The 12,506-nt window shown below is 45.8% G+C and carries 14 protein-coding genes; 2 read left to right on the plus strand and 12 right to left on the minus strand.

Features of this window, described 5'->3' with window-relative positions:
- Nucleotides 1–22: 22 nt before the first annotated feature.
- From IEY34_RS00105 to IEY34_RS00135, 7 genes are all read right to left on the minus strand, one after another.
- On the minus strand, nucleotides 23–724 hold the full coding sequence (locus IEY34_RS00105) for a 5'-methylthioadenosine/adenosylhomocysteine nucleosidase (RefSeq protein WP_189005932.1): 702 nt from the start codon (nucleotides 722–724) through the stop codon (nucleotides 23–25).
- A gap of 87 nt (nucleotides 725–811) precedes the next feature.
- Nucleotides 812–1,819, minus strand: coding sequence for a catabolite control protein A (gene ccpA, locus IEY34_RS00110; protein WP_189005933.1), 1,008 nt, complete (start codon nucleotides 1,817–1,819; stop codon nucleotides 812–814).
- Between the two features lie 180 nt (nucleotides 1,820–1,999).
- Entirely contained in the window at nucleotides 2,000–2,407 is a 408-nt protein-coding gene (locus tag IEY34_RS00115; RefSeq protein ID WP_189005934.1) for a hypothetical protein, read from the minus strand.
- Between the two features lie 124 nt (nucleotides 2,408–2,531).
- On the minus strand, nucleotides 2,532–3,074 hold the full coding sequence (locus tag IEY34_RS00120; RefSeq protein WP_189005936.1) for a type 1 glutamine amidotransferase domain-containing protein: 543 nt from the start codon (nucleotides 3,072–3,074) through the stop codon (nucleotides 2,532–2,534).
- A 1-nt stretch (nucleotide 3,075) separates the two neighbouring features.
- The gene (ptsP, locus tag IEY34_RS00125) at nucleotides 3,076–4,815 is read right to left on the minus strand and encodes a phosphoenolpyruvate--protein phosphotransferase (RefSeq protein ID WP_189005939.1); all 1,740 of its coding nucleotides are present in this window, start codon (nucleotides 4,813–4,815) and stop codon (nucleotides 3,076–3,078) included.
- Nucleotides 4,812–6,701 (minus strand): glucose PTS transporter subunit IIA, encoded by a 1,890-nt coding sequence (locus tag IEY34_RS00130; protein WP_189005942.1) that lies wholly within the window; start codon nucleotides 6,699–6,701, stop codon nucleotides 4,812–4,814. Before IEY34_RS00130 ends, ptsP begins: the two co-directional genes overlap by 4 nt.
- Nucleotides 6,702–6,859: 158 nt before the next feature.
- Nucleotides 6,860–7,588 carry a hypothetical protein gene (locus tag IEY34_RS00135; RefSeq protein WP_189005945.1) on the minus strand — a complete coding sequence of 243 codons (729 nt, stop codon included), beginning with the start codon at nucleotides 7,586–7,588 and terminating at the stop codon, nucleotides 6,860–6,862.
- Nucleotides 7,589–7,793: 205 nt separating this feature from the next.
- Between IEY34_RS00135 and IEY34_RS00140 the strand changes: the two genes are divergently transcribed.
- Nucleotides 7,794–8,360: an FAD-dependent oxidoreductase gene (locus IEY34_RS00140; protein WP_189005948.1), complete on the plus strand. Its 567-nt coding sequence runs from the start codon at nucleotides 7,794–7,796 to the stop codon at nucleotides 8,358–8,360.
- Between the two features lie 387 nt (nucleotides 8,361–8,747).
- Here the strand turns inward: IEY34_RS00140 and IEY34_RS00145 are convergent, their stop codons facing one another.
- Genes IEY34_RS00145 through crcB (IEY34_RS00165) form a run of 5 tightly spaced genes read right to left on the minus strand, consistent with a single transcriptional unit; the run spans nucleotide 8,748 to nucleotide 12,156 of the window.
- A complete protein-coding gene (locus IEY34_RS00145) occupies nucleotides 8,748–9,173 on the minus strand; it encodes a CoA-binding protein (RefSeq protein ID WP_189005951.1) in 426 nt (141 codons plus the stop codon).
- An 11-nt stretch (nucleotides 9,174–9,184) separates the two neighbouring features.
- A complete protein-coding gene (locus tag IEY34_RS00150) occupies nucleotides 9,185–10,003 on the minus strand; it encodes a C39 family peptidase (RefSeq protein WP_189005954.1) in 819 nt (272 codons plus the stop codon).
- Nucleotides 10,004–10,037: 34 nt separating this feature from the next.
- The gene (gene aroA / locus IEY34_RS00155) at nucleotides 10,038–11,333 is read right to left on the minus strand and encodes a 3-phosphoshikimate 1-carboxyvinyltransferase (protein ID WP_189005957.1); all 1,296 of its coding nucleotides are present in this window, start codon (nucleotides 11,331–11,333) and stop codon (nucleotides 10,038–10,040) included.
- 26 nt (nucleotides 11,334–11,359) lie between these two features.
- Nucleotides 11,360–11,713, minus strand: a complete 354-nt coding sequence (gene crcB, locus IEY34_RS00160) for a fluoride efflux transporter CrcB (protein WP_229757422.1) — start codon at nucleotides 11,711–11,713, stop codon at nucleotides 11,360–11,362.
- Nucleotides 11,714–11,718: 5 nt separating this feature from the next.
- Nucleotides 11,719–12,156, minus strand: coding sequence for a fluoride efflux transporter CrcB (gene crcB, locus IEY34_RS00165; protein ID WP_229757392.1), 438 nt, complete (start codon nucleotides 12,154–12,156; stop codon nucleotides 11,719–11,721).
- Nucleotides 12,157–12,203: 47 nt separating this feature from the next.
- Between crcB (IEY34_RS00165) and IEY34_RS00170 the strand changes: the two genes are divergently transcribed.
- Complete coding sequence (locus tag IEY34_RS00170; protein WP_189005960.1) at nucleotides 12,204–12,494, plus strand: rhodanese-like domain-containing protein; 291 nt, start codon at nucleotides 12,204–12,206, stop codon at nucleotides 12,492–12,494.
- Nucleotides 12,495–12,506 lie beyond the last annotated feature (12 nt).

Genomic DNA, 12,506 nt, shown 5'->3' on the forward strand with positions numbered 1-12,506 from the left:
TTTAATTTTGCCACTTCTATCTCTATAGCTGCTTCACGATTTCCTCGACCATTTTGTACGAATTCTCGGAAGCCAGGACCGTAAATTCAGCGAAGTTCACATGTGCGGAGCCATCTGCTTTATCGGACATAGAGCGCAGCACCACATAAGGAACGGCATTCATCGAGCAAACTTGCGCAACGGAAGCTCCTTCCATTTCGACACACACGCCGTCAAGCTCTAGGCGAAGATTAGCAACAGCTTCTCTGCTGGCAATAAACTGATCGCCGGACAGCACTCGGCCCTTTTTGACTTTACCAGCAAACAGCTTCTCGCCCGCAGCAACTGCTATCTCCACTAATGCAGGATCAGCTTGGAACACAGAGTTGGCCTCGTAAGGAATAATGCCACGTGGGAAACCAAGCGCTGTCACATCCATATCGTGCTGCATGCATTCGCTGGATATCACCAGATCCCCGATGTTCAATTCAGGATCCAACGCCCCGGCTACACCGGTAAATATAATTGCTTCAATACCGAAAGTATCAATCAAAATCTGAGTCGTTACAGCCGCATTAACCTTGCCTACTCCTGTCCGGCAGACAACAACCTGCTTCCCTAGATAAGTACCTTCACGGAACGTAATGCCCGCTTTCACAGTTTCCCGCACATCACTAATATGGGATACCAATCGTTCAATCTCTTCATTCATAGCGCCGATGAGCGCAATCTTCGTCCATTTCATTCCCTATTCCTCTTTTCTTGTTGTTTACATGAGAAAACCTCCACCGCAGTCAGCCCTAGGGTTGACCTCGATTAGAGGTTTGTTAGATTAAGATGGCTCTTTAACCGAATTCCGGTAGATCACTTCATGGGGCAGAATAACCTGCATGTTGTCTGTCGACTCTTTGTTCATCAACTTCGTGAGCAAACGCATCGACACCGCTCCGATATCATACATCGGTTGAGCGACAGTCGTTAATGTCGGTCTAACCATAGACGCCATGCGAATGTTGTCCACACTGATAACTGCAATATCTTGCGGGACTCTTAGCCCGTTGTCTTGAATCGTATGAATGGCACCAATCGCCATTTCATCTGTAGCGGAGAAGATAGCCGTCGGTCTAGGTGAAAGCCCCAAGAAATACTCTACTGCATCCACACTGGATTCATAACGGTAGTTCCCTATACGAACGTACTCATCGCGAAGCTCAATCCCAGCTTCATCCAAAGCTCTCTTGTACCCTTGATAACGGGCAAACCCATTAGCAGGATCTTGCAAAGTACCAGAGATCATTGCGATATCACGGTGACCCGCAGCGATTAGGACATTCACAGCATCGAAAGCCGCTTTCTCATGATCGATATCAACGGAGGCCATCGTTTGGTTCTCATCCTTCGTCCCGCAAAGGACTACAGGAACTGAGGAAGTGCGGAATGCTTGTGCATGATCCTCGGTAACTACACCACCCATGAACAGCAATCCATCGACTTGCTTCTCGAGCAGCGTGTTAATAACGCGGATCTCTTTTTCTTTTTTCTTATCGGCATTACACAAAATGATATTGTAATGATACATATTCGCAATATCTTCAATTCCACGCGCTACTTCAGCAAAGATCGAGTTGGAAATATCGGGAATAACAACGCCAACCGTTGTCGTCTTCTTGCTGGCCAATCCTCTTGCCACCGCATTAGGGCGGTAACCGAGACGTTCAATGGCTTCAAAAACCTTCTTGCGTGTTTGCGGCTTCACGTTCGGATTATTATTAACAACCCTAGAAACGGTTGCCATGGAAACTCCAGCTTCTCTAGCTACATCATAAATGGTTACGGTCACGGTTACTCTCTCCATTTTCAAAAGTATTCTGCGATCCTAGTATATAAAAGTTATGATACGACAAATTAATCCATCTTGCAATGTAAATTGAAAATGCTTTGAAAATAATTTCAATTTGTTTTCAAAACGATGACATATTATGTATAAAAGCCAACCCCAACTGGGATTGGCCGGTGCTGCTTATGTCGAAATTGCACTCTGTGTGATTTGAGACAACCGCTTGCGAATTTCTTCGGTCCATGGTTCGTCACCCAGTGATTGGGCCAGCAATAAAATGTCCAGCAGCTCGTTAATCCGTTCTTCCACTATTTTTTCCATGGAGTCATTCATATGCTCTTTCTCTGTCACTTTCAGCAATAGAAACGCGACTTCCGAAATTTCATGGAAAAAAAGCTGCTGTTTCTCCGGCTTGCTCCCCAGCTTCCCAATTAAACTTGTCAGCTCTGGTTTGACATGAGGAACAACCTCGCTTCGACCACAGGCTTCACAGGAATAAATCGGTACATTCTCAATGTCGACTTTATTTTGATAAATAACCGTACGCAGACGAAGGTTCATCGTGCGTCCGCACTTGCAATACTTTTGCATTCTAACACTCCTTCACTGGCAGGCGGCATGTACATGAGTTGCTTGTACTATGATATTCTACTATATCGGTCGATTTCCTTCCGACTTATGAGTAGTAGTTTTTGCCACCTCTGGAAGCGAAATGTTACTTTGCCTGTCCCTTGTTATATTGGATAAGTTCATCCACAAAGCGTTTGGAAAATGCAGGAAGATCTGGCGGTCTCCGCCCTGAAATAATGTTCCGATCGACGACAACCTCTTCATCCAGCCACGTTGCACCGGCATTTTCGAGATCGTCTCGAATGCCTGGCGTTGAAGTCATCGTATATCCGTTCACAATCTTGGCTGAGATCAACACCCAACCGGCATGGCAGATTTGAGCAATGGGTTTCACATCGGCATGAAATTCTTGTGTAAGACGAATCACGTCTGCAAAGCGACGCAGCTTGTCCGGCGCCCAGCCGCCAGGCACATATAGACCAATGTAATCCGAAGATTTGACTTCGTCGAAAGCATAATCCGTCGTAATTGGCACACCATATTTGCCATGATAAACCGTTTTGGCCTTAGGACCCACAATGTCAACGACAACCCCAGATTCACGCAAGCGCAGCACAGGATACCACATTTCTAAGTCTTCAAATTCTTCATCAACAAAAGCCAGCACTTTCGTTCCCGTTAACGCCATGCTAATTACCTCCTACGATCGATTCGGTTTGTTCGGTTTGAGCAAGCAACTCTATAATTTCATCGCTTGTTTTGCATACTAGAATTTGATTAACCAATTGTTTGCACTTCTTCGCATCGCTGCTTAGAAGGCGGTGTTTGACTTGCAGAAGCGTTTGGACGGAGATGCTCAACTCCTCAATCCCTAGCCCCAGCCATATCGGCAAAGCGCGGATATCCCCCGCCATTTCGCCGCACACGCCTACAGGAATACCTACACTTTTGGCGGCATCAATGACGTGTTTGAGAAGCCTGATGACTGCTGGATGATACGGATTGTATAAATGCGCAATATTCTCATTCATTCGATCAACCGCCAAAACATATTGAACAAGATCATTCGTACCAATACTCATGAAATTCACTTCACTGGCCAGGACATCGGCGATCAGCGCCGCGGCCGGCACCTCAATCGTTAATCCCACTTCAATATTCGCATTGAAAGGAATGCCTTGCGCGCTTAATTCTGATTTGGCTTTCTCCAGAATTGCTTTGGCTTCACGGACCTCATCCAAGGAGGTAACCATCGGATACATGATTTTCACATTTCCGTAATGGCTCGCCCGCAAAATTGCTTTGAGCTGGATCACGAATAACTCCTTGCGATCCAATGAAATTCGAATAGCACGATACCCTAGAAAAGGGTTATCCTCTTTGGGCAGCGGCATATAATCGAGCTTCTTATCCCCGCCAATATCAAGCGTACGAATGACGATGGGGCGGCCTTTGAGCTGCTTGGCCGCATGACGATACACTTCGAACTGTTCCTCCTCGCCAGGCAAGGAGTCGCGATCCATGTACAAGTATTCCGTCCGAAACAGACCTACACCGGATGCTCCATTGCGCAACACCTGATCAATCTCCATGACCGAATTAATATTGGCGTGCAAATTCACATAGCTGTTGTCCATGGTTACAGGCGCCACATCGGCGATTTCCTGCAAGCTCTCCTTGAACTCCAGCCAATTCCTTTTGCGAGCTTGATAACGCTCAATTGTCGTCTTGTCCGGATTAATATAAAGTGTACCTTCTTGACCATCGATGATCAAAAAATCGCCATTTTGAATGGGTCGCAGCAGCTTTCCTTCCAACCCAAGCACATAAGGGACTGACATCGCTCTTGCCATAATAGAAACATGCGAATGCGTGCCACCGAGAATCGTAAGCAGTCCCAGTACTTTCGTTGGATCCAGATGCGCTAATTGCGATGGTGTCAGTTCTTTGGCCACTAATATGTAAGGATGATCAATTGGAGGCACGGTTGTGCTTGTATCCCCTAACAAATGCTTGAGCAGCCTGTTGCCGACATCTTTGATATCCAGCGCCCGTTCCTTCATGTATTCATCATCAATCATATTAAACATACTGACAAACTTGTCGATGACTTCCTTGACAGCAACTTCAGCCGCTTTGTACTGCAATTCTATAATGCCTTGAATCTCATTCATAAAGATAGGATCTTCCAGGATCGCTAAATGAGCATCAAATATATACGCTTGATCCTGCCCAACGACTTCTTTGATCTCCTGCTTGATCAGCTCAAGCTCATCTTTGGACGAGCGAATCCCATCATATAACCGCTCAAATTCGTAAGCCAAATCGGTAACATCGATCATTTTCTCAGGAAAATCCCACTCCCAGGTAGGAATGACAAAAGCCTGACCCATCGTAATCCCTGATGACGCGCCTATTCCTCTGATCATCCGTTCGTCCCCCCCGTAGATTTAGTAGGCTTCAAGACAACGGACATGACAGAACCTTGGCCTTTTTTGACAGTTTTGAACGGAGCAAAGCTCCAGGACTTCACCAGATCAGGATTCGTGATAATCATCGGTGTCGCCAGGGATGAGGCAAATTTCTTCACCTTATTATAATTAAACTTAATCAAGAGCTGTCCCGCCTCTACCTTGTCCCCTTCTTTCACAACGGCATTGAAACATTTGCCAGGCAAACTGGATGTATCAATCCCGATATGCAGTAAGACTTCAAGCCCTTCCTCCGTCAAAATACCAAGCGCATGCATAGTCGGATAGATATGCATAATGGTGCCAGCCACAGGAGAAACCAATTCTCCTTTTTCAGGAATGAAAGCAACACCATTACCGACCAAACGCGAGGCAAAGATGCGGTCAGGCACTTCCTCAATGGGGATCATGCGACCTTGCATAGGGGAAGTAAACAGCACAACATGGATGTCTTTGCGCAATACTTTCATGATTTCTTCACGAATCAACTCTGAGAATGTTCCGAACACGACCTGAACATTGCCTCCTCCAAGTCGAATGACGCCTGCTGCTCCTAAGTGTCGTAATGCCGTGATGTCCATCAAACGATCATTGACAAGTGTAAGTCGCAATCTGGTAATGCAGGCCTCAATCTTCTTAATATTGTCTTTCCCGCCGAGTGCTTGCAAAATAAGGGGGGATCGATAAGGAATATCACCCGCCCATTCTTCTAATGAAGAACCTTCTTCCCTGCCTGGTGTAGGAATTTGAAACCGCCGGATCGCCCATCGAAACAAGAAATAATAGAGTAACCCATAGACTAAGCCAATCGGAATCAAAAGCAAGCCATTGTGTGATAAATGCAAATTAATGATGTAGTCGATGGCACCCGCGGAATAAGAAAAACCATGCTGAATATGCAGTTCATAAGCTAACCACATCGCCGCACCTGATAAAATAGCATGAATCACAAATAAATAAGGTGCGACAAAAAGAAAGGCAAATTCGATGGGCTCCGTCACACCCGTCAAAAAAGAAGCAAGTGCTGCTGTCAGAAAAGTGGCTTTAATCTTAGGCTTGAGATCCTCCCGAGCTTCGCCAATAATGGCAAACGCGATGGCAGGAAGCGCAAACATCATGATTGGATACAAGCCCGCCATGTACGTGCCAGCCGTAGGGTCTCCCGCAAAATAACGCGGCAAATCGCCATAGGCCATATGACCGGTCGGGGTCTCGTACGCACCAACCTGAAACCAGAAGAAATTGTTCAGAATATGATGCAAGCCTGAGGGAACCAGCAGGCGATGAGCAATTCCATAAACAAAAGCGCCAAAGCCGCCCAATCCAAGCAACCAACTGGACAGCTTCCCCATTGCCAATTCCAAGTAAGGACCTATGGCGATCATAATATAGGAAACCACTAACGTAGAAAGTCCCATAATGAGAGGCACCATGCGGGGTCCGCCAAAAAATTGTATGTACTCCGGGAGCTTAATTTCCTTGCAACGATGATAAATAATGGCAGCTAGTAACCCAATTAGTATTCCGCCTGACACGCCCAATTGAAATTGCGAGCCTAACGCATGCTCGATAAGCCTCGTGAACATGAAATAACCAAGCATGGCTGAAAGTCCAGCAATCCCTGCGCTTTCCGTCAGGCCAAGCGCCACACCAACAGCGAATATAATCGGTATATAATCAAAGACTGTATTCCCAGCAAGCAGCAGCATGTCCCCGAAGCCGGATGCATGAATGACATCCCAAGGCAAATCCCCTAGGCGAAGCAGCACAGCAGCAATAGGAAGCGCAATGGTGGGCAGCATTAAAGAGCGGCCAAGCTGTTGTAAGTTCCCCATCCAGTTCAAACGTATGCTACCTCCTAAACGTTTTGCTTTAGCAAAACTGACATCGTAAACCAAAGCTTCTCATATCAAATCGTAAAGCTTGTTCGCTTGTTTGTCAAAACAAAATAAGCAGGTCGAAGATCGACCTGCTTATGGACAACTACGAATCGCAAGAGCGATTAGTAAGAGGAATTATATCCGTATTGCTGCCCAATTCCTGAATTGTTAAATGTTGGAGAGAACGATTGAATCCCTTGTTGTTGTTGATAGCTTTGCTGAGGAGCTGCTTGTTGAGCACCATACCCAGATTGGAAGGACTGTTGCGATGGCGTTGACGAATCGCTTCTCAGGTAAGCATCATGACCTGGTTGATTGCCGCGATAGTTCGCCGTATGGTAAGCATTCGGAGAAACATTTGCTTGCCCATATGATTGGTTGGATTGCACCGAACTGCCATATTGCGTTGGCGCGTAGGATTGTTGTGTCGCATAGCCGAATTGTTGAGTTGGCTGTGAATTAAAAGTGCTATTGATGCCACTTATCGAAGCATAGCCACCTTGGTAATTCGTTTGTTGTTGAGAAGGTGTTGAGGAGTCACTGTGCAAATAAGCATCATGCCCTGGTTGATTCCCACGATAATTAGCTGTGTGGAAAGCATCCGGCGATGGTGCTTGGCTGTAAGATTGTGTTGATTGCTGGATTGGGTTTTGCTGGCTGTAGAAAGATTGCACAAAACCTGAAGGTTGGAACTGTTTTTGATAACCTTGATACTGCGTGTTATTGTTGCCTTGATATTGCGAAGTCGAAGCTTGATACCCTTGTGTGCCTTGGGAACCTTGAATGCCTTGAGAAGCATTCCCATAAGATGAAGCACCGTAACCGTTAAAGTTATTGTTATTGTTATACATGTGTAAAATCCTCCTCAGAAATCATTATTTGGGCGCCTCTTTTTGGGGCCTTTAATATTCTCTCCGATTGTTGATTTTTTATTAATGGAAGCCTATGGGATATTGCCGTTCATGGATTACATACTTTCTATACACATAAATTGACTATGTATCTGGAGTGTGACATAATCCAAATGTACGTATTCTTTTCGAGGAGATGACCCCAATGGCATATGATGTAATTATTATTGGCGCAGGTCCCGCGGGGGCTAGTGCAGCCTTATTCACTTCCAAAGCAGGCAAAAAAACACTTGTTATTGACAATGATCAGAGCGTTACCAAACGAGCATGGGTTGAAAATCATTACGGTGTTGAAGAGATCACAGGACCTAATTTGGTGGAAATCGGCAAGAAGCAAGCCACGAAATTCGGAACAGAATTCGTACAAGGCAAAGCTACAGCCTTAACCTCAACAGATGCAGGGTATCAAATAACGACCGAGAATGGTACATACGAAGGTACACATATTATTCTGGCAACCGGGCTTTCCACTGAACTTGCTGAAGCAGCAGGTATCCAAACGAAACCTGGGACAGAACCACGTATCAAAACGGTTATAGATGCTGATGCCCAAGGTCAAAGCAGCCTCAAAGGCGTCTGGGCAGCAGGAACGATTGCAGGTGTAAGCATGCATACAATTATTACAGCTGGTGACGGCGCTAAAGTCGCTATTAATGTGATAAGTGAGCTCAATGGTGCACGCTATGTAGATCATGATGTACTAAAATCCTAATTTTTATTATTAGAAAAACGGCTTCGCAGCCCTGATAGATCCGTCTCTTCTTAGCGGCAAAACCTTATAAGGGAACTAGAGGACGCTAATTAAGCAAAAAGTAGGGATGCGTGGGTAATAGCGGAACTACAGGGTCTTAATTCCACGAAAACGTTGAAAATTCCCATGAAACGGCAAAATAGCGTACTGTAGTTCCCTCACCCTCCCAAAAATGACACTTTTAGCTAGAATAACGCATCGTAGTTCCTTTACCTCCGCGAGAGGCAGTTGGAATAACTCCGCGTTTACTCCAAAACAAATAAACTCTTATATTTCTAAAAAAACCGCTTCTCTCTTACCCAATGGGTAAAGAAAAGCGGTTTTTCATTTTGCCACAAGAAGCGGACATCAGTTATTTCTGGGGTTCAAAATGGCATCTTCCACTTTAATGCAGCGGTCCATGATAACTTCAAGCCCACCTTCAGAAGCAATACGAGCTGCCTCTTCATTCACGATCTCCAGTTGAAGCCAAAAAACTTTGGCTTTGATCTTCACTGCTTCTTCCGCGACAGGTACAACTTGATCGGCACGGCGGAATACATTGACGATGTCGATAGGCTCGGGAATGTCGGATAAAGTGGCATAGCACTTCTCACCCAGAATTTCTGTGGCATTCGGATTCACAGGAATGATCCGGTAACCTCTGCTCTGCATAGCCGCGGAAACCATATACGACGTGCGATCCGCTTTATCAGACAAACCAACGACCGCGATATTGCCGGCGCTTGCCAATATTTCTTTGATGTGATCTCTGGACGGATTTTCGAAAGACATATGCTTCCCTCCTATTTTTTCAAATATGTCAGACCTTGTTTCCCCATAGCGGTCCAGCTCTCAATAAACTGGGCTTTATTAACCTGCACCTGTTTCTTGCCGCTTAGTGGATCATTCAAGTATACATTATTCTCATCATACCCCACCAATAATACAGCATGTTCGGCATATGTTGTTTTGAGCGGGCCGGTTGGCGTCTCCCAGGTTACCCATTTGTATGGAATGTTGAAATCAATGGTCGTCCAGGCAATAACCGGTATATCCCTAGCAATCTGCTGCTCGTACATGTCAAAAGATTCACCTGTAATATCGATAGCTTGAGGCATATAGTGCTTCAGCAAGGGAAAAAGTCCCGAGTGATAGATGCCAAAGCCTCTCGTCTTCCGGGTCACATCTCCGACAAATCCTGTGTTCGGATTGCCCCATGAGGCAATTGAGCCATCCGCGTTCAAGGTCGCCGGCGTCTCGTCTTTGGGCATCTCGGCCGCGAGGTCCATTTTATTTTTGGCAATGCCTGCGTAATTCAGCAGCATCGTCAAGCTTGTAATTTCACAACCCGCCGGAAGTTCAGGGAGCTGAGCAAACACTGGCGCATCAATCATAGCGGATTTCTTGATCTGGGCAACCGGTGTCGGCGCAGGCGTTTGGGCGGCTTTGACTGCTGCTGTTGGTGTGGCGATTATTGCGGTGGGACTGGAAGCAAAAATAGCCGGTTCCTTGCCCGTCGCTTTGGCATATAGCAAAACAGCAAACACACTGCTGGCAAACACGAGCCCGCCAACGAGGAAAAAGCCAAACGTCACCTTCAATCCCTGCCAAATAATCTTCATGCTGATCTCACCCGTTCGTTGTATTGAGAATCTCTTAATCACTCACAAGTTCAACCTGAGCACCAATCGAACGCAAATGGTCAAAATATTGCGGGTAAGATTTGGCTACATGATGGGCATCATGAATAATCAAACCTTGCTCGGAACGAAGACCAACGACAGTTAAAGCCATGATCACACGATGATCGAAATGGGCATTAATTTCGACACCGCCTGTTACGCCTTGTGGTTTGCCATGCACAATAATTTCGCTTTGGCGTTCTTCCACATCAGCGCCGGCTTTACGCAGCTCGTTCAAATAATCGGTAATTCGGTCGCACTCTTTATATCTTAAATTTTCGACATTATAGAACCGGGAAGTCCCTTCCGCGAACACTGCCGCAGCTACCATAGCCAGCACGGCATCCGTGAAGTGATCACCATCAAATTCCCCTGCAATCAGCTTCTGATTGCCGCGAACATGCACAACACCGTCTTCATGCGTTAAGTTCACGCCCATCGCGCGCAACACGTCCACACAAGCTTTCTCGCCTTGTTTGCTGTTCTCCTCAAGCCGCAGTACACGGACATCTGAATTCGTCACAGCGGCAGCGGCCAAAATGGCAGCAGACCCAGGGTAATCCCCTTGAATGACATATTCCTTAGCTTGATAGGATTGTCTGCCTGGTATGCGGTAATGCATAAGGTCTTCACTTGCATGCACGACAATACCCGCCTGCGCCAAAACTTCCAGCGTTTGGCCAACAATGATTTTGGACTTCAAGTCATGCAAGACTTCAATCTCGCTATCTTCTTCAAGCAACGGTGTCATGAATAAAAGAGAACTCAGGAATTGGGAGCTGACATTGCCAGAAACGGTTAATTTGCCGCCGCGTGGTTGTCCCCCTTTAATAGTTATCGGCAGACGACCGTTAGAATGTTGTACTTCCACACCCATTTGCTGCAAAGTATCGATTAAATCATCATGTGGACGTTTACCCAGCGATTCCGGGTACGTATTAACGAAGGTCAGATCCGGACAAAAAGCAGCTGTAGACATCAAAAACCGCAGAACAGCGCCGGCATTTCCCACATTTAACTCAGAAACATGCTTAGGATGTTTGCCGAAGCCTGTGATAACGATTTTCTCGTCATCTTCTTCAATAATGGCACCCAAATCACGGACACAACGTCTCATTGCATCACTATCTTCACTATGAGCCGGATAATAAATGGTACTTGTCCCATCTGCAAGTGCTCCGATTAACAAATAACGGGTTGTGTAGTTTTTCGAGGATAGTGCATTGATTTCCCCTTGAAGCTGGGAAGTTGGTTTCACGATGGCTTTCATGTCGTTGATAACTCCTTCGTAAGTGTTTATATGTAATATCCGATGAAGGTAAGTAGAATTCCACCGGTATAACTGAGCAAGGTATACAGCATCGAAACTTTCCATTGACCTGCAAGCAGCAATCTCATACATTCTAGATTCATCGTTGAAAATGTCGTAAAAGCGCCCATAAAACCAGTGCCGATCAAAAGTTTCCAATTGTCATAAGCATGGTATTTCATGAGGATTCCAATTAGAAAACTGCCCAAAAGATTTATTGTCAGTGTACCATACGGAATAGAACTTGGGAACCTTCTACTCAGGTAACTCCCTAGTTGAAAACGGCCAATCGCACCGAAAAAACCACCAAAACTCACCAAACACATCGCCCATATCCACATAAATGTCAAGAGAGATTCCCCCCTTGAATGGACTTAGCTAGGCGAATACCCAGCCAGGTTATGAGAAGTCCTCCCCATAAACTGCCAAGGACATAGAGGAAAGCTAGAATCATATGACCCTGCCTTAACATATTAACGGTTTCATAGCTAAACGTAGAGAATGTAGTAAATGAGCCTATAAAGCCAGTTGTTATGGCCATTTGCAGTTGGGCTGGTATCCGCAGCTTATCTGTAAAAACAAGAAACCCAAGCAGTAAACAGCCCGCTAAATTGCAAAAAAAAGTTCCCCATGGAAAAACGATCTCCGTGCTTGGATTCCAGATTGTTGAGAACCCGAAGCGCGCGAGCGCGCCCAAGATGCCTGCTAAACCAATATAGAGCATAGTCCTGTAACTGCGTTTGCTGTCCATCCGTTTGACATCTCCGCTTATTGTTTCTATCATTACTTGTTAGGGGATTCCCCCATATACGAAAGCTTGGAGGTTCTATTATGGATACCATTTCACCATCTGAAATCAAAGAAAGACTACGCAGCGGTGACAAACTTACCATCATTGACGTACGCGAAGATGAAGAAGTAGCTGCTGGCATGATTCCAAGCGCCATACATATTCCGCTAGGTCAACTGCCTGAACGACTCGCAGAAATTCCTAAAACCGAGGAAGTCATTCTTGTCTGCCGCAGCGGAGCACGCAGTGGACGCGCACTTGGCTTCCTGGAATCACAAGGCTACCAAGGCCTCAAAAATATGACAGGCGGCATGCTGGAATGGGAGGACTAAGCTTAATCGCTT

The sequence above is a fragment of the Paenibacillus marchantiophytorum genome (assembly GCF_014640555.1).
GTDB classification, from domain to species: Bacteria; Bacillota; Bacilli; order Paenibacillales; family NBRC-103111; genus Paenibacillus_E; species Paenibacillus_E marchantiophytorum.